This is a genomic window from Amphritea sp. GJ51-11 (assembly GCF_055808735.1).
Genome location: NZ_CM147881.1, coordinates 4,623,072 through 4,640,859 on the forward strand (window position 1 = coordinate 4,623,072; position 17,788 = coordinate 4,640,859).

Sequence of the window (17,788 nt, forward strand, 5' to 3'; positions counted from 1 at the left end):
GCATAGGTATCCCGCCGAGTTAAAACGCTATGTTTATTCGCTGGCTTCGCTATCGATCGAGTCGATTAGCTCCAGTGCTTTGTCATAGTCAAAAGCCTGCAGTGCGGTGGATAATGCTTGGGCAAGCATACTCAGGCCATTGTCGCTCAGCACTGTATCGAGCGTTTGCCGTTGCTCAGTGCTGATATAACTATGTTGCTGCAGCTTTTCTTTGAAGCCGCCGAGCAGTTCATCTAGCGAGATATTGCAGGCTTTACTGTCACCGTCTCTCTTGTTTTTGGGGAGCGTAGTAAGCTGCAGAGCAAGCGCTGTATAGTGGCTCTTAAATAGGTGCAGCATGGCATCGGCATCGTTTTGAACATCATCGGGTAGTGCTTGTTCCTGTTGTTTCGCCAGTATCGATAGCTCAGTATCACAGATGTTTAACGTTGCCCCTTTCAACTTATGAGCCAGCTGTTTGATCTTTTGATGATCCTGAGCCGCCAGTGCTTGCGCGTATAGCGTAGCGAAATCTTCAAAGCCAACGATAAAGCTTCGGATGCAGTTAAGCAGGGTTTGTTGATTGCCATTCATCTGCACCATCGCCTGTTCTTCATTAATGAAGTTTGGCAGTGTCCATGCTGGCTCTGGCTCGGTTGGTTGCGCTGGGGTGTTATGTGGTTCGGTGCCGTTAATGCCCTGTTGTTTGAGGGCGTGAATAAAATCACGTAGATGAAATGGCTTGGTTAGATAACCATCCATGCCTGCTTGTTTACCCGCTTTACGGTCTTCTTCCATGACTGAGGCGGATAGGGCAAAGATGAGTGGTTGTTTAATATTCGGTAATTGACGAATCACCTGAGTGGCTTCTAAGCCGTTCATCCCTTCCATATGAATATCCATCAAAATGATGTCAACGTCGTGCTGTTGTATGACTTCCAAGGCGGCAGCGGCCGAGCTGGCCAGGTGAAGTTCAATGTCTAATGGTTTGAGAAGGCCCTCGATAACATCTTGGTTTAACTCGACATCATCCACCGATAATACTTTCAAGCCGGGGTATAGCACGTCATTAGAAACCCGAAGGCTTGATGGCATGACTTTTTTGTTAAGCCCTGTGAGTGTGTTGTAAACCCGAGAGGGGGTGAGTGGTTTGGTAATGGCCTGTATGCCTAAATCTTGCAGGCTTGAGCGTAGCGTTGACGGATGGCTGGCGGAGAGGAATACGATGCTGTTACGGAGAATGTTTGCTTGGGCGACATCGTGGCTGGCAAGGTTATTCAAAAACAACTCTTGGCTTTGGGAGGTTAGATCGGCCAGCAAGACAAACTTTTCATTGTCGCGGAGTAACTGATCAATCGTTGCAAAGGCCTCGGTATAGTTTTTTGCCACATTGAGCTTTATTTTCCAATGTTCAAAGTGAGCTTGTAGCATCTCGATAACATTGACTGATTCAGTCACTAACAGTGCCGTGAGTCGGTCGACCCGTAGGTCTTTTAACGCCGGCGTTGCCGTTTTTGTAATCGGTATTCTTAATTTGAAGACAGAACCTTCTCCCAGTGCACTGTTGACTGAGATACTACCGCCTAACAAGTTAACCAAACGCTGACAAATCGCGAGACCTAGCCCGGTGCCACCAAAGCGTCGAGTGGTGCTTTCGTCGGCTTGGGTAAAGGCATTGAAGATCAGTTTACTTTGATCTGGACTGATACCAATACCCGAATCACTGACCTCGATATTGAGGATGTAATTGGTTTTGGTAAAGTGATCCGGTTTAAAACTGACCGTGACGAGCCCCCCAGGAGAGGAAAATTTAATCGCGTTACCGACAAGATTGGAGAGTATCTGCCCTAACTTTAGTTGATCGGTATGCAGTTCGAGAGGCATCGATGGATTTACCACCACGGTGAGGGTCAGCTGTTTTTCATCGGCAGGAATGGCGAACAGTTCGACTGATTCTTGGATGATATTTTCCAGCGGGCAATCCGCCATATTGAGTTCGACGTTGTTGGAGTCGATTCTGGAAATATCGAGGATATCGTTGAGGATGCTTAGCAGCCGAGTCGAGGCGAAGTAGGCTTTATCGGCATACATCAGTTGTTGAGCATCGAGCGGTGTTTTGCGTATCAGGTCGAGCATGCCAATAACACCGTTCATCGGGGTACGAATCTCGTGACTCATATTAGCAAGAAAACGGGACTTCGCTTCAGCCAGTTTGAGGGCGTTATCCGCTTCGGCTTTGAGCTGGTGGTTGGATTTTTTTAGTTGTTGGTTCAGTAGTTGAACATCGGTGACATCATGGTTAACACCCACCAGTTTTATGCTGTCCGGACTGTCATGCACCGGTACACCGTAGGCTTTAATCCAGACGGTTTCACCCGATGGTCGAACGATGCGATATTGTATATCGAGGGTTGCATCGGTCTTGATGGCTTCGGCTAACTGACTTTCAACCGTTGCAACATCATCCGGGTGAACAAAAGGTATCCATTGATTGTAGTGTAGGGTAGTGGCGTGCTTATCGAGGCCATACAGCTGGTACATTCGTTTGTCCCAGACGAATAGGTTGTTCTCGGGTGAATACTCCCAGATACCGATGCCCGCTGAATCGGTGGCGGCCTGTAGGCGAAGCAGTACTTGTAATTGTGCTTGCTGGCTGGTTTCTAATTTGTGAGTCAGTTGCCGCTTTTCCTCTTCGAGGGCTTGTTCATAATTGAGACTCGTTTGAATATCGGAGCTGGAACCAAACCAGCGGATAATTTTGCCATTTTTCGCTCGCAGGGCCCGGGCGCGGCTATCAAACATACGATATTGGCCATCCCGTGATTGGATGCGGAAACGGCACTGTAGATCGTGGCCTGATTTTAGGCAGCTATGCCAAGTATCCATCAGTAGAGCTTTGTCATCGGGGTGGACGAACTCATACCAGCCGATGCCCTTTAATGCTTTTTGCGATGCGCCAGTATAGGTGGTCCATGTTTGGCTAATAAAATCAAAGTGGCCTTGTGGATCACTGGTCCAGGTTAACTGGGGCAGAAAGTCGGCAAGCTCTTTCAGCCGGTTAAGCTCTTGTTGGTTGATTTGATTGAGGTCACTCAGTCGTTGATAACGTTGTGACAGTCTAAATAACCACAGCAGTATGCCGGCGGCGCAGATGAGCAAGACCGCTAGAATGAAGGGAGAGATAAACCGAGATTGATTCAGGGTGCTGGTGATGTATGCCGGCGGGAAGCGCCGGATAAAAATTAATTCTTCAGCAAAGTGAAGTTTGCCGTCGCTTTTGAGGTCATTGCCGAGGTGTTCGGCAATGATTAGCTCAGCATCATCTTTTAAGATGTGTGGTTTCTTCTCGGTTAAGATCGCATTCGCAAGATCCGCCGAGAGGTATTCGCCTATTCGATGGGTCTGACCTAGCATAAAGCCCCATTCAAGGCTCTTGTCTGGGCCGATCAGCCAATCACCTTCACCATTGATCAGCCAGCTATTGGCCCGTTCGCTAAAGTGGGAGGTAATGCGGTTTAATATTTCTGAGGCATCAAGGTTGATGATGACAAAGCTGTCTTGCAACCTTAGTGCGATGCGCAGCACGGGCCGAGGCGGGATCTCTATTTCATTGGCTTCCATGTTGAGTTCGAATCTTGAGATGTAAGACTCGCCGGGTAGCAGATGTAAAATATCTTCAACATAATGGCGTTGCGATTTGTTTTGTAGGTGGTCAGGATCAACTCGAATAAGTTGATTGTTTGCTTGGTTGATTCTAAATAGCTCAGTGCCTGAGGCCGAAATATGCCGCAGCTGTAAATATTCGGGGTGGGCTTCCGCTAGGGTGGAAAGGCTTAAGAACTTTTCGGCGTCGGTGTAATCCGATTCGATGATATGCGCCATGGCGGTGAGCGATGTTAGGGTGCGTTGCAGGTCCTGTCTGACGGAGATGACCTGTTCAGAAAGAACGTCTTGCTCTTCACTGATAACCCTTTCTTGTATGCCTTGGGTGCGGTTCTCTTCAGTGAGATAAAACAGTGTAATCAGGAGGGCAACGATGATGAGGGTAGCAACTTCTGGCAGTAAATTGAGTGACCGTTTGAGCATTCTGGTGTCAAACATAAACTGCTTCCTCTTGCGCGACTACTTTTGTAATAGCGGGGTGGTCATCATGACATTTGCGCGCTGTTTGCGCATGTTTCGCTTAAGGATACTAAATTTTGACATGAATATTGGGAATATCATGTTTAATTTAGCGAAGATGAAAAGGATATAATCTGTTGATAATTATTTAAGTGTTTGTTTTGTAATGGTTATTATCCGCTTTCATGATCAGCATGCCAGCCAAGAGGAAAGTTCAGGGCCTGAAATTAGGCACCAAGTGGCTGAGGCACTGACCGACGGTAGTATGAGAGCTTATTATCAACTGATAAAGTGGTTGGCTTTGAAGCCTTGGCGCATCTGGTTTTAAGAGAGGATGATGTGCGTCTGCCGGGCTACTTTATGCCGCATATCAAGGGTGATTCCCTGATGGTGCAGTTGGGTATACATATGGCCTCGTTGGTTTTTTCGATGGCCGATATCTTGTATGAAAAAGAGGTCGATACCTATATTACGATCAATATGTCTGCTGATCAGTTACGCTCAACAAAGCTAATCTAATATTTTGAATTGTTATCGCGCAATCATCCCGAAGGGAAAAATATGATTAAAGTTGAGATTACCGAGGTTGTGTTATTTGAAGATGATGAGCATGTTTCGCGTAATATCAAAACCTTGGTCGAGCTTGGATTTGCGATTGTTTTGGATGATTTTGGCACCGGATACGCGTCTATTTTAGCATTGAAAAAGTTTGATTTTTCAGCCATTAAAATTGATCAGAATTTTATAAGAGACATTAACGACGCGAGAAATGTTAGTTTATTGAAGGGGATGATCTCTCTGCTACATAGTTTAGATCTTGAGATTGTCTGTGAAGGTATTGAGCAGGAATCACAGCTTAAGTTTTTGCGCGAGCAACACTGGGGTTTGGGTCAAGGGTTTTACTACGCCAAAGCATTTCCTAGGAAGGAGCTGTTGGCATACTATAACAAGCATGGTTGATGACTTGTCTAAGGAGAAACAATGTCACGTAAAAAGGCACAGATACTCATTGTCGATGATGAACCTTCGAGCATTCAATTGCTTTGCGCGTTATTAGAGTCAACTGCAGAACTCTCCATCGCTGTGACGGCTGAGAAAGCGCTAGACATAGCACAAACGCAACTGCCTGATCTTATCCTGCTGGATATTGAACTGCCGGATGGCAGCGGGTTTGACGTTTGTCAGCAGTTACGCAGCGAGGCGGCTACGTCCCATATTCCGGTCATCTTCCTCACTGGTTTCACGGATATTATGTTTGAAGCCAAGGCGTTTGATGTCGGTGCAGTGGATTTTATTTCTAAACCCGCCAGTCCATTCCGAGTGATTATGCGAGTGAATGCTCATCTTAAAGATGAGCTTAAGATGTCAGGCGACCATATCCGCCAGATTGCACGTGGCGTTATGGCCTCCTCTCAGGTCGACTGAATCGCTGCCTTTAAGGCGTTTCGGTGCGATAGGCATAGGTGTTGTTGAAGCAGTAAATCATCCAATCACCGGCCGAGATCGGCTCATATTTTGGCGGTGTTCCCGGTGAGCAGCAGTTATCTAAGCAACTGACATCGGTATCAAAATCAGGCTCGACAAAAAACGGCATGGAGTAGCGTTCTTCACCACTGGGGCTGAAAACTCGGTGTGGTGTGGATTTATAACGGTCGTTGCTCCAACGGGCCATCATATTACCGATATTGATTACGAAGCTGTCTTCAATGGGAGGCGCGTCGATCCATTCACCGCGGGTATCTTGCACCTGCAAGCCGCCAATTTCATCCTGCCAAAGAATAGTAATGCAGCCATAATCGGTATGCGCGCCCGCTCCGATATGTTGCTTGCCCTCTTTCGGCGGTACTTCTGGGTAATGTATAAAGCGTAATACGCTCAAGGGGTGCTCAAATTTATCGTCAAAAAAGTCTTTGTCGATACCTAGGGCCATCGCCAGTGCGCTGAGTATGGTTTTACCTAGCTCGAGCATATCCCAATAGTGACGTTCCATCTTTTGCTGGAAATCGGCCGGTACTGGTGGATATTGATTAGGGCCGTAGAGTGGGCGATCTGGACCAATCAACGGATGATCCGCGGCTAAGTTCAAGCCCATATCAAAGGTTTCTTTAATATCACCGGGGTTTTCTGGGTCGAGCTGTTCGGCCATCATGCGGCCATAACCACGGTGGTTGGCTGACAGGGTGATATCAATCTTTATTTTTTCGGCTTCAGGGAGGGCAAAAAAGGCTTCAGACAGCGCGCGCATTTCACGCATACGCGCTTGGCTGATGGGGTGTCCTTGAATATAGAAAAAGCCGCTTTCTCGGCAGGCGGTATCAATTGCGTTAGCAACGGCTAATTGTTCCGCTGCAGTACCGGAATATAAACTAGAAATATTGATCAGAGGAATATTCATAGAGGTGTCGGTTGTTAGTAGAGGAGAGGCTGGCCACTATCGATGATAGCGGCCAGTGGTATTGCAGGCTTACTGAGGAATATCAGATTGAACGCCTTCGACATACCAGTTCATTTTTTCTAGATCTTCGTAAGACAGGCGGGTACCTTCAGGCACGACCAACTCACCGGCTTTGTTTTTGATCGGTCCAGCAAAGGGATAAACACTGCCATCTTTAATACCCGCGATGAGCTCTTTCGCATGGGCGACGACGTCAGCAGGGATGCTGTCATTGAAGCTTGGAATAACAATAGCGCCCTCTTTCATACCCTCAACATTGGCTTTAGGTTTCCAAGTGCCGTCCATGACCGCTTTAATGGTATTGATGTAATGAGGGCCCCATTCATCAACCACAGAGAGCAGATGGGCGTTAGGGCCGAAGGATGACATGTCAGAAGCCTGTCCAACGGCGTGAGCGCCACGACGTTCAGCGGCTTGCATGGCGGCAGGACTATCGGTGTGCTGTAAAATCACATCGACGCCTTGGTCCATCATAGCATTAGCCGCATCGGCTTCTTTACCCGGATCGAACCAGCTGTTTACCCAGATGACCTTTAACTCAGCGTCAGGGTTGTATTCATTAAGGGCCAGCTGCACCGCATTGATATCACGGATAACTTCAGGGATAGGGAATGAAGCGATATAACCAATTTTGTTGCTCTTGGTGACCTGTGATGCAACATAACCCGCAACGTAACGACCTTCAAAGGTAGTAGAAATATAGGTGCCCACGTTTTTAGCCATTTTGTAGCCGGTGGCATGTTCAAAGGCAACCTTAGGGAACTGTTTAGCGACCTTAAGCGTTGGGTTCATAAAACCAAACGAGGTGGTGAAGATTAGGTCGTGACCGGTTTTGGCGAGGTTGTAGATAACCCGTTGGGCATCAGCGCCTTCGGCAACGTTTTCAACATAGGTGGTTTTGATCTTGTCACCGTATACGGCCTCAGCGGACAGACGGCCTTGGTCATGCTGATAAGACCAGCCGTGGTCACCGACAGGGCCAACATAAACAAAGCCTACTTTCAGCGGCTCTGCCGCTTGAACTGAAAGAGAGGATAATGCGGTCAGGCACACCCCGGCGGCGAGTCCGGTAACCAGTTTATTAAATTGACGACGTTTCATGCATCCTTCTCCTGTGAGACGTTTGTTAGCAACAGGCTAATAAAGTTGACCGATAGGTCAGTTATATTTATTAAAGCAAAAATCTGACCAATTACACATTATCCTTTCATCAAGCCGCTAACGTCGATATTTAGCGGCTTGAGTTTCGAGCAGGCCATGGATAATGACTTTAGTTTGCTCCGGCTTGGTGCGCAAGCGCTAAAATAGGCGTGCGGATTCCACAAAGCAGTGCGTCGGTCACGGCTTAACCCTTGGCATAGAACGGGTTGCCCAGTGACATTGGGGCGACGAGTCGGCTGCGTGCCTGATTGCTCGACAGAATCACCAGCACCACAACCGTTGCTAGATAGGGCAGTATCGCCAGTAGATTTGGCGACACGGAAAAGCCCAGCCCCTGAAAGACCAGATGCAGAATGCTTGCCAATCCAAATAGCCATGCGCCGAGTAATACTCGCCCGACCTTCCAGCTGGCAAAGACCACCAATGCTAGCGCTATCCAGCCCCGTCCAGCAGACATGTTTTCGGCCCAGAGTGGGGTGTAGGCTAACGATAGATAGCCCCCGGCGAGTCCCGCCATGGCGCCACCAAACATAATGGCCAGATAGCGAGTTTTAAACACTGGCAGGCCAATCGCATTCGCGGCGTGAGGGTTTTCACCCACCGCTTTGAGCACCAACCCCGGACGGGAGTAGTTAACAAACCAGTAGGCCGCGGCAAACAGGATAAAGGAGAGGTAGACGACCAAGTCTTGGCCAAACAGCATACGGCCAATAATCGGTAAGTCGGTGAGACCTGAAATAAAGATTGGGTCGAGCCCTTCGATAGGCTTACCGACATAATCGCTGCCGATAAAGGCGGATAGGCCGGTGCCGAAGATCGTTAATGCCAAGCCGGTGGCGACTTGGTTAGCACTGAGTTCCATGGTAATAAGGCCAAAAATTAACGACATTAGTACGCCGGCAATAATGGCCAGCATAAAGCCCAGTAATAGGCTGCCCGACAACAGGGTGACGATAAAGCCGATTACGGCGCCCATTAGCATCATGCCTTCTTGACCGAGGTTAAGCACACCGCTTTTTTCACAGATGAGTTCACCCAAGGCCACTATCAATAGCGGCGTTCCGGTGCGGATCATGGCGTAGAGTATGTTGGTAATCAGATCAATATCCATGGGTTTTTATCCTTGGGTCTCAGACGCTAGTGGTGGCAAGGGGGAGACGGTTTGAGCTTTTTGGGTTTGAGACGAATGCGGAAAGAGATCAGCACATCGCAGGCCAGTAGATAGAACAGTAGCATCCCCTGAAACAGCCCCGTGAGTGCCAGCGGTAAGCCTAGGCTAATCTGCGCCATCTCACCGCCCATATAGAGTAGTGCCATCAACAGGCTCGCCAGTAAAATGCCTACCGGGTGAAGACGGCCGAGAAAAGCCACAATGATGGCGGCATAGCCGTAACCGGGAGAGATCTGTGGAATCAGTTGGCCAATAGGGCCGGTGACTTCACCTACGCCAGCCAAACCCGCTAATCCGCCACTGAGTAACAGCGCAAAGTAGGTGAGTCGCTTCTCTTTGAAGCCGGACAGACGGGCGGCACCGGCATCCATGCCCATGACTTTAATTTGGAAACCATAGAAGCTGCGACTCATTAATACCCAGACGGCCACCACGGCCAGTAAAGCTAATGCCATACCAAAATGCACCCGGGTGTCTTCAACCAAAATAGGTAGCAGTGCAGAATCGCCAAACAGCGCCGATTCGGGGAAGTTATAGCCATCAGGGTCTTTCAGCGGCCCGTGAACCGCCCACAGTAGAATGTTTAGGGCGATGTAGTTCATCATGATGGTGGTGAGAATTTCATTGGTATTGAAGCGAACCTTCAATACGGCGGCAATGCCCGACCACACAATACCGCCGCACACACCGGCGATTAGTACGGCGGGGAGCACCCAGAATGCTTCCACCTCAATAAACTGCAAGGCGATGTAACTGCCGAAAAGCCCGCCCATCAATAGCTGCCCTTCGGCACCGATATTCCAGATTTTCGCCTTAAACGCCACGGACAGGCCGATGGCACAGAGTAAAATGGGGGCGGTTTTGACGCAAAGTTCAGCCAGGCCGTGGGTGTCTGAGATCGGCACATAGAGAATAGTGATCAATGCCTCAACCGGATCGACGCCGAGTAGGGTAAATAGAATCAGGCCGGTCAGCATGGTCAATAGCGCCGCTAATACCGGCGACAGATAGGCCATTGCGCGGGAGCGTTCGCCGCGTGGTTCCAGTTTGATCATGGAGTTGCTCCCTGTTCACAGGTAGAGGGATTAAAGTCACCGGCCATCATGCGTCCCAGTTCTTGTATGGATGATTCAGGTGTCGGTTTGATCGGTGACAGTGCACCATCGCAGATGGCACCGATACGGTCAGAAATGAGGAATAATTCATCAATGTCTTCGGAGACCACTAAAATAGCGGCGCCTTGATCCCGCAGTTGGATTAGCGCCTTATGGATCGCGGTGGCCGCACCAATATCGACGCCCCAAGTCGGGTGTGCGGCAATCAAAATGCGGGGGTTCTGCATGATCTCGCGGCCAATAATAAACTTCTGTAAATTACCGCCAGATAAACTGTCTGCCTGTGCATGTCGTCCCGGGGTTTTAACTTTGTATTGGGCGATAATGTCATCGGCAAAGGTTTCTGCTTTGTGCCATGCGACCATGCCTTTGCTGACGAGTCCCGAGAGAAACCCGGTAAGCAGAGCATTTTCTGTCAGGCTCATTTCCGGTACCGCACCTCGACCGAGCCGTTCTTCTGGAACGAAGGCTAGCCCCCATTGGCGACGTTGATCCGGTGAGAGTTTGCCGACGGGGGTGCTCTCAAAATGGATAGTTGCGTCGTTTTCGCAGTGTTGCTCGCCGCTTAGGCTTGCCAGTAACTCTTCTTGCCCGTTGCCGGCGACACCGGCGATACCGACGATTTCGCCAGCATTAACGGTCAGGTTGATCTGTTTTAGCTGCACGCCAAATGGATCATCGCTGGTCAGATTAAGATCTCTGATTGTCAGTAATGGCGTGCTGCCCAGTTTTTTTGGATAAGTGGTGCTGATCGGTGTGTCGTCGCCTACCATCAATTTAGCCATGCTGGTGGTATCTTCCTCGGCAGGTATGCATTCGCCGGAAACCTTACCTGCGCGTAACACCGTAGCTTTATGGCAGAGCGCTTTGACCTCGTTGAGTTTATGGCTAATAAAGAGGATTGAGCAGCCCTCATGGGCCAGTTGTCGCAGGGTAATAAAGAGTGTATCGACCTCTTGGGGGGTCAGAACCGAGGTGGGTTCATCAAGAATCAGCAGTTTAATGTTTTGCACTAGACAGCGGACGATCTCAACCCGCTGACGTTCGCCAACGGAAAGGGTATGGATCTCCCGGTCAGGATTGATCGCCATACCATATTTTTCTGACACGCTGCGGATCTTCTCGGCGAGGGGGCCAAGTTCACCGGCATCATCACCGAGGGCGAGAGCGATGTTCTCGGTGACGGTTAAGGTTTCGAATAGAGAGAAGTGCTGAAACACCATGCCAATACCGAGTTTGCGAGCATGGGCGGGGTCTTTGACTTCAATGGGCAGGCCATCCCAGAGGAGTTCGCCATGATCGGGCTTAACGAGCCCATAAATAACCTTCATTAGGGTGCTTTTCCCGGCGCCGTTTTCGCCGAGTAGAGCATGGATTTCGGCCGGCGCGATATCCAAATGGATGTCATCGTTGGCCAAGCATCCCGGATATTGTTTGCTGATGCCGCGTAAAGTCAGTCGCGGAGGTGATGGGTTCTGCTTCACGCTGGCTACCTCGCCTCTAAATGGAGCTAAAAGAAAACTATACTTAAACCTGACAGTCGAGTCTCGCCTATCTCTGAAAGAAATGCAAAAAGCTGGCCAGCTGGTCAGGTTTCTATTAATTATCTGTTCCTATGCGTTTATTGTGGCTTAACAGCCCTGTAGTTGATACTCATGGATTCGTGTCAACCACCATAGCTTTGGGTATTGCACTAAACTCGATCGCTGCTGAAACGAGACTGCACGGTTATGGCGCGTCAGTTTTTCATTCTCGGTAGTGCTATCAATCAGATCGATGTTATCGCGCCGGGGTAATGCCGCAGCCTTTGAGAATAATGTGGGTGAGGGTATTGATCGCCTGTTCATAGTCATCGTCATCCAGTTCCGGTTTACCTAATGCCGATGAAATTTGTAGCGCGAAATCAGCATAGTGCTGAGTGCTCGACCAGAGTAAAAAGATAAGATGGCTCGGGGTGATATTGGCGTCCAGCTTCCCCTGTTGTTGCCACTGTTCGAAGACCGCGGTACGGGAGCGAAACCAGGTTTCATAGCCTTCGCTAAAATAGTCGTTTAAATTCGGCCCGCCACTAATGATCTCACTGGCAAAAATACGCGAGGCGAGTGGATGGTCACGGGAGAATTCAATTTTGCGGCGTAGGTAATGAGTCAGACTCTCGCTGGCATCATCTTCTGGCTTTAGATTACTGAGGGTGCTATCCCATAGATCAATAATATCGCTGAGTACGGCGAAATAGAGGCCTAGTTTGTTTTTGAAATAATAGTGAATGTTCGCCTTGGGTAAATTAGCCCGAATGGCGATCTCTCGAATACTGGCCCCTTTGAACCCGCAGGTGGCAAATTCCTGCTCTGCTGCCGCTAGAATGCGCTGTTCATTACGCTGACGAATACGTCCAGCGGGTTTCTCACCCGTATGGGAGTTAATATCTAACGGCATGAAGGGGTCTCAAAAAGCATATTGAGGGCGAATTATAGCGTAAAACAAATCGCCGTCAGGTGCTGTGGCGCTATTTTATGGTCGCTGAGCTTTATTATTGAGGTTGATCGGGATTTAAAGGGGGCATCAACGGGCTATTTATGGGTAGCACGTTAAAAAAATTACCGCGGGTGACTTTATGACGCTTTACAATGGGTTAACATGTCAGCATTGCGGTGATCTTTTTTGCACGGTGGATACGCAGTTATGATATCTTTTCTTTGCTACTTTACAGTTGAGTTGGAGCCAAGAGCTTAATGACACAGGATTTTCTGACCACTCCGGCGAAAATATTGATTACCGGGCTGGATGGCCAAATTGGCCATTTTTTAAATCAGGCAACACAGGATGATCCATTTTTCACTGTGGTTGCCTTTACCGATGCAAAGCTGGATATCAGTTGTCGTGAGCAGGTGCAAATGCAGCTGGATGAGCATCAGCCTGATTATGTCATTAACACCACCGGCTTTAATGCGGTTGACCGGGCAGAAGCCTCTGCTGACCGTTGTTTTGCACTGAATAGAGATGCCGTCGAAAATTTAGCGCTGATCTGTGGTGACCTATCTATCCCCCTAATCCATCTGTCATCCGACTATGTCTTTGATGGACACTATGCAAGCGGCTATACCGAAGACGATCAGGCTCGCCCACTGGGTTTGTATGGTGAGAGTAAGTGGCAGGGTGAAGAGGTTTTACGAGCGGCTTTGCCACAGCATGTGATTTTGCGGGTGAGTTGGGTGTTCAGTACTATCGGTGACAACTTTATGCGCCGGGCGCTACTGCAGGCACGACAACAGGAAGAGATCTCTGCCGCCGATGATCGGCGTGGCTGTCCAACATCGGCCAGTGATATTGCGCGGGTGATTGTGGCGATTCTTAAGCAGCTTCATAATGGCGCCGAAAACTGGGGCACTTATCACTATTGTTGTGCTGAAGTGACCACTCGCTATGGCTTTACAGAAGCGGTTTTAGCGGCGGCTGGGCAATATGAAAAGTTAAAGGTGGAGAAGCTGATCCCGATTAGCTCATCTGATTTAGGCAGTGATGCTGAGCGTCCTGCCTCTTCGGTGCTGGTGTGTACTAAGTTACTGAATCACTTTGGTATTCGGCAACGTCCTTGGCGTAGCCAATTGGTGGCGATGATTCGCGAACAATACCAAAATGAAGAGATTAACGATCTTTCAGCTTAAGGAAGGCGATTGCCGCCTTCCGGTCAGTGTTGCCTCTTCCTACTTAATCATCTGCTGAATCAAGCAGGGAAGGCGGTATGATGCAGCGCGACCCAGACAATATAAGCCACACAACCTAACGCCATCACAAAGGCCAAGAGCCTAATGCTTCTGGTTTTTCCTCTCTTCAGGGCGATAGTGCCCAAGACAATATAACCAATCAATGCTATCAACTTAGCCGTCAACCAGTCATGGGTAAATGGATATTGGTTGATAGTCACTGTGAGCGCGATAGCGCTTAGCAGCAATAGTGTGTCGATGATATGAGGGACGATCTTAACCCAGCGACGTTGTAGCTTCTCAGGGCAAGACAGCATCCACATGCCACGCAGACAAAAAAGCAGAATGCTCAAAACGGCAAAGGTGATATGGGTATGTTTCAGTGCTAAATACATTCGTTTGGGACTCGTTTAGAATAGACGGTATAACCGATATAAATGGTCGGGTATATTTTTGCCGAAAAGACCTCGAGATACTAGCCCGAAGATGACGACAACAACGAATAAAAGCAGCAGCAGTCAACTAGTCGACCGTTTTGGCCGTCGGGTTGAGTATATTCGCCTCTCCGTTACTGACCGTTGCGATTTTCGCTGTGTTTACTGTATGGCGGAAGAGATGGAGTTTCTGCCTCGTAGTGAGGTTTTATCACTGGAAGAGTTATATCTGGTGGCGCAGGCGTTTGTTGAACTCGGTGTGAACAAGATCCGCCTGACCGGTGGTGAGCCGTTGGTGCGTCGAGGCATCCTAACATTAGTCGAGCAGCTTGGGCAGCTACCGGCTGAACTGCTGATAACAACGAATGGGTCTCAGTTGGCTGGCATGGCGGCTGACCTCAAACGTTTAGGCGTCGATCGTCTGAATATTAGTCTCGATAGTTTGCAAGCCGATAAGTTTAAACGCCTGACCCGTACCGGTCGTTTGCACCAGGTATTGGCCGGTATCGATGCGGCGGTTGCTGCGGGTTTTAAGCGGATTAAGTTGAATGCGGTGGTGTTGAAGGGCCGTAACGATGATGAAGTGCTGGATCTGATTCAGTTTGCGCGGGATAAAGGCGTTGATATTACCTTTATTGAAGAGATGCCGCTCGGGGCGATTACTGAGCATGACCGGGCAGAGGCCTATTGTTCCAGTGATGAATTACTTGCCTTGATCAAACCACAATATCCACTGATCGACAGTAGCGAAAAAACCGGCGGACCTTCACGTTATTACCGTATGGCCGACAGCGATAGCCGGATCGGCTTTATTTCGCCCCACAGTCATAACTTTTGCAGTGAATGTAATCGGGTGCGGATGACGGTAGAGGGGCGTTTATTGCTATGCCTAGGTAACGAACACTCGATGGATCTGCGTCAGGTGCTGAGGGAATATCCCGGTGATATCGAGCGTTTGAAGCAGCAGCTGATTCTGGCGATGGATCTAAAACCCGAACAGCACCATTTCGACCTTGATGACGATGGGCCACAAATTGTCCGCTTTATGAATATGACTGGCGGCTGATGGGGGGGTTATTGAGCCTAGTCGCGGCTTTAAGTTAAAGAATGGTTAATGTGCGCTGAAATTATTCCTGTCTCCCTGTAAAATACCGGCCTTAATATTAGCAATGCCCAGGAGGCAGAATGTCAGCCAGCCCTATCAATGATCCATTTCAGAACATTCGACCCTATCACGATAGTGAAGTAAGTGATGTCCTGAACCGGCTGATACATGATGATGAACTTATCTCGGTTTTAACCCGTTATCAGTTTCCGCAGATGGCATCGCTGTTTGGTTGGTTATTGAAGCCAGCGATACGTATTTTCTTAGCGCAAAAAACCGGTGAAATCGAAACCATTCAAGATTTTCAAACGCTGATCGCCAGCTATATGACCAAGATGATTGGGCGCACTACAACGCGTCTTTCATGTAGCGGCATTGAGGCGTTAGATACCGACGAAGCATATCTGTTTGTTTCTAATCACCGTGATATAGCGATGGACCCGGCATTTATTAATTGGGCTTTGTATCAAAACGGCTTTGATACCCTGCGGATTGCTATTGGTGACAACCTGTTACGTAAGCCCTACGTGTCTGATCTGATGCGGTTAAATAAAAGCTTTATTGTGAATCGTTCCGCGAAGGGGCGTGAAGTGCTTACCGCCTTAGGGCAGTTGTCCGCCTATATTGATCACTCCCTCGTCCAAGATGAAGCCAGCATCTGGATCGCTCAACGGGAAGGTCGGGCCAAAGATGGTAATGATTTTACTGATCCTGCTATTTTAAAAATGTTCTATATGGCCCATCGTAAGCAGCGTAGCTTTGCGGAGTTTGTTGAGCGGGCGAAAATTGTACCGGTCTCTATCTCCTATGAATATGACCCCTGTGATAGTGCCAAAGCGCTAGAGCTGGACTCTAAGCAGCAGGGTGGTGAATATCAAAAATCACAGTTTGAAGATATTGAGAGCATTGTTGCGGGTATTAACGGTGATAAGGGTCATGTGCATGTGGCGTTTGGCGAAGTGATTGATGGGCTGGATACGCCAGATGAGCTGGCCGCTGAGATCGACCGACAGATTATCGAAAGCTACTATCTACACCCTTCCAACTTACTGGCAGCAGGGGTTGAATCCGATGCCATTGGTGAGGAACAAAAAGCGCAATTTGCTGCCCGATTTGATGGTCTGCCTGAATCTGCAGCGGAAATCCTGCGGCAGATGTACGCAAACCCGGTGTTGAATAAGCGTAAATATCAGGAGGCGGTATGAGCCGTTTGACGCATCTGGATGAGCATGGCAATGCCAATATGGTGGATGTGTCCGATAAGGCGGTGACTAGCCGGGAAGCAACTGCACAGGCGCTGGTGAAAATGCAGCCAGAGACGCTGCGGATGATTACTGCCGGTGAGCATAAAAAAGGTGATGTGCTGACGGTCGCCAGGATTGCCGGTATTCAGGCCGCTAAACGGTGTGCCGACCTTATTCCGTTGTGTCACCCGTTGATGTTGAGTAAAGTCTCTGTTGAGTTAACACCTCAGCCGGAGGTGGATGCTATCTTGATTTTGGCGACCTGCAAGCTGGCGGGCCAGACCGGTATAGAGATGGAAGCGTTGACCGCGGCCTCGGTCGCTGCCCTGACGATTTATGATATGTGTAAGGCGGTTGATAAAGGGATGGTGATCTCTGAGATCAAGCTGTTAGAAAAGAAAGGCGGTAAATCGGGCCATTGGAAAGTGACCTCTTAAAATCCTCTGTAATATAGACTCTCATGCCGAAAAAAGGATAGTGATCAGGCGATGACCAGACAACCTACTCTGTTTTTATATCTGCGGGCAACGCTGTTTTATATCGGTTTTTATCCGGTGACCTTAGTGTTTGCCGCGTTTTGCTTGCTGGTGGGCTGGGCGTTGCCCTTCCGTCCTCGGTTTAAGCTCTTTACGTTGATGAATTATTTCAGCATGGCTTGGTTGTATCTCTGCTGTGGCGTGAAATATCGTATCGAGGGGCGCGAAAATTTACCCCAGGATCGAGCCTATGTGGTGGTGGCCAACCATTCCAGCGAATGGGAAACGCTATTCTTGCAAACACTGATTCGTCCCCAGAGTGCAGTGTTAAAGCAAGAGCTATTAAAAATCCCATTTTTTGGCTGGGCATTAGCGATGTTAAAACCGATCGCGTTGGATCGAAGCAAGCGTCGTGGTGCGTTAAAGCAGCTGTTGACTCAGGGTAAGGCGCGTTTGGAAGAGGGCGTTAATGTGGTGATCTTTCCTCAGGGCACCCGGGTTGAAACAGGCAAGTTGGGTAAGTTTAATAAAGGGGGGCGATGTTGGCCGCCAGTGCTCAGGTGCCGGTGGTGCCGTTAGCGCATGATGCGGGATTATTTTGGCCGGGTAAAAGCTACGTCAAATATCCGGGTACTGTGACTGTGCGAATCGGCACTCCTGTCGAGTCTGTCGAGCGGAGCATCGATGAAATTCACACTGAGTCGATCGGTTGGCTAGAAGCGCAGATGCGTGACCTGCAGGTAGTCGATGAATAAGTCGTGTTAAGTAAACAATAAAAAACCCGCCAATAGGCGGGTTTTTTAGGCTTTGAATTCGCCGTTT

At 48.9% G+C, this 17,788-nt stretch carries 17 protein-coding genes; 9 read left to right on the top strand and 8 right to left on the bottom strand.

Translation table 11 applies throughout. The features are described from left to right. Positions 1 to 33 precede the first annotated feature (33 nt). Complete coding sequence (locus tag AC0L4K_RS20990) at positions 34 to 4,080, bottom strand: hybrid sensor histidine kinase/response regulator (RefSeq protein ID WP_473267770.1); 4,047 nt, start codon at positions 4,078 to 4,080, stop codon at positions 34 to 36. 330 nt (positions 4,081 to 4,410) lie between these two features. On the opposite strand from AC0L4K_RS20990, the gene AC0L4K_RS20995 reads away from it, so the two are divergent. Genes AC0L4K_RS20995 through AC0L4K_RS21005 form a run of 3 tightly spaced genes read left to right on the top strand, consistent with a single transcriptional unit; the run spans position 4,411 to position 5,526 of the window. Beyond that, complete coding sequence (locus AC0L4K_RS20995) at positions 4,411 to 4,620, top strand: hypothetical protein (protein ID WP_417227707.1); 210 nt, start codon at positions 4,411 to 4,413, stop codon at positions 4,618 to 4,620. Between the two features lie 9 nt (positions 4,621 to 4,629). Further along, positions 4,630 to 5,061, top strand: coding sequence for an EAL domain-containing protein (locus tag AC0L4K_RS21000; RefSeq protein WP_473267771.1), 432 nt, complete (start codon positions 4,630 to 4,632; stop codon positions 5,059 to 5,061). Positions 5,062 to 5,082: 21 nt separating this feature from the next. Next, positions 5,083 to 5,526, top strand: coding sequence for a response regulator (locus AC0L4K_RS21005; protein WP_473267772.1), 444 nt, complete (start codon positions 5,083 to 5,085; stop codon positions 5,524 to 5,526). Positions 5,527 to 5,536: 10 nt separating this feature from the next. Here the strand turns inward: AC0L4K_RS21005 and AC0L4K_RS21010 are convergent, their stop codons facing one another. The 6 genes from AC0L4K_RS21010 to AC0L4K_RS21035 all read right to left on the bottom strand — a co-directional run bounded on the left by AC0L4K_RS21010 (position 5,537) and on the right by AC0L4K_RS21035 (position 12,439). Continuing rightward, on the bottom strand, positions 5,537 to 6,496 hold the full coding sequence (locus AC0L4K_RS21010) for an isopenicillin N synthase family dioxygenase (protein WP_473267773.1): 960 nt from the start codon (positions 6,494 to 6,496) through the stop codon (positions 5,537 to 5,539). A gap of 69 nt (positions 6,497 to 6,565) precedes the next feature. Continuing rightward, positions 6,566 to 7,657, bottom strand: coding sequence for a BMP family ABC transporter substrate-binding protein (locus AC0L4K_RS21015; RefSeq protein ID WP_417227703.1), 1,092 nt, complete (start codon positions 7,655 to 7,657; stop codon positions 6,566 to 6,568). Between the two features lie 244 nt (positions 7,658 to 7,901). Beyond that, entirely contained in the window at positions 7,902 to 8,828 is a 927-nt protein-coding gene (locus AC0L4K_RS21020; protein WP_417227702.1) for an ABC transporter permease, read from the bottom strand. 26 nt (positions 8,829 to 8,854) lie between these two features. Further along, the gene (locus AC0L4K_RS21025) at positions 8,855 to 9,943 is read right to left on the bottom strand and encodes an ABC transporter permease (protein ID WP_473267774.1); all 1,089 of its coding nucleotides are present in this window, start codon (positions 9,941 to 9,943) and stop codon (positions 8,855 to 8,857) included. Continuing rightward, positions 9,940 to 11,487, bottom strand: a complete 1,548-nt coding sequence (locus AC0L4K_RS21030; protein ID WP_473267775.1) for an ABC transporter ATP-binding protein — start codon at positions 11,485 to 11,487, stop codon at positions 9,940 to 9,942. The genes AC0L4K_RS21025 and AC0L4K_RS21030 overlap by 4 nt, the downstream gene beginning before the upstream one ends. Before the next feature lie 295 nt (positions 11,488 to 11,782). Further along, positions 11,783 to 12,439 (bottom strand): TetR family transcriptional regulator C-terminal domain-containing protein, encoded by a 657-nt coding sequence (locus tag AC0L4K_RS21035; RefSeq protein ID WP_473267776.1) that lies wholly within the window; start codon positions 12,437 to 12,439, stop codon positions 11,783 to 11,785. 296 nt (positions 12,440 to 12,735) lie between these two features. On the opposite strand from AC0L4K_RS21035, the gene rfbD reads away from it, so the two are divergent. Then, positions 12,736 to 13,668: a dTDP-4-dehydrorhamnose reductase gene (gene rfbD, locus AC0L4K_RS21040; RefSeq protein WP_417227698.1), complete on the top strand. Its 933-nt coding sequence runs from the start codon at positions 12,736 to 12,738 to the stop codon at positions 13,666 to 13,668. A 59-nt stretch (positions 13,669 to 13,727) separates the two neighbouring features. Here the strand turns inward: rfbD and AC0L4K_RS21045 are convergent, their stop codons facing one another. After that, the gene (locus AC0L4K_RS21045; protein ID WP_473267777.1) at positions 13,728 to 14,102 is read right to left on the bottom strand and encodes a SirB2 family protein; all 375 of its coding nucleotides are present in this window, start codon (positions 14,100 to 14,102) and stop codon (positions 13,728 to 13,730) included. Between the two features lie 91 nt (positions 14,103 to 14,193). On the opposite strand from AC0L4K_RS21045, the gene moaA reads away from it, so the two are divergent. From moaA to AC0L4K_RS21070, 5 genes are all read left to right on the top strand, one after another. Next, positions 14,194 to 15,207: a GTP 3',8-cyclase MoaA gene (moaA, locus tag AC0L4K_RS21050; RefSeq protein ID WP_473267778.1), complete on the top strand. Its 1,014-nt coding sequence runs from the start codon at positions 14,194 to 14,196 to the stop codon at positions 15,205 to 15,207. 119 nt (positions 15,208 to 15,326) lie between these two features. Then, positions 15,327 to 16,451, top strand: coding sequence for a 1-acyl-sn-glycerol-3-phosphate acyltransferase (locus AC0L4K_RS21055; RefSeq protein ID WP_473267779.1), 1,125 nt, complete (start codon positions 15,327 to 15,329; stop codon positions 16,449 to 16,451). Beyond that, complete coding sequence (gene moaC, locus AC0L4K_RS21060) at positions 16,448 to 16,927, top strand: cyclic pyranopterin monophosphate synthase MoaC (protein ID WP_417227694.1); 480 nt, start codon at positions 16,448 to 16,450, stop codon at positions 16,925 to 16,927. Before AC0L4K_RS21055 ends, moaC begins: the two co-directional genes overlap by 4 nt. Positions 16,928 to 16,978: 51 nt before the next feature. Then, positions 16,979 to 17,545: a lysophospholipid acyltransferase family protein gene (locus AC0L4K_RS21065; protein ID WP_473267780.1), complete on the top strand. Its 567-nt coding sequence runs from the start codon at positions 16,979 to 16,981 to the stop codon at positions 17,543 to 17,545. Continuing rightward, a complete protein-coding gene (locus tag AC0L4K_RS21070) occupies positions 17,506 to 17,721 on the top strand; it encodes a hypothetical protein (RefSeq protein WP_473267781.1) in 216 nt (71 codons plus the stop codon). The genes AC0L4K_RS21065 and AC0L4K_RS21070 overlap by 40 nt, the downstream gene beginning before the upstream one ends. The last annotated feature ends 67 nt before the right edge of the window (positions 17,722 to 17,788 follow it).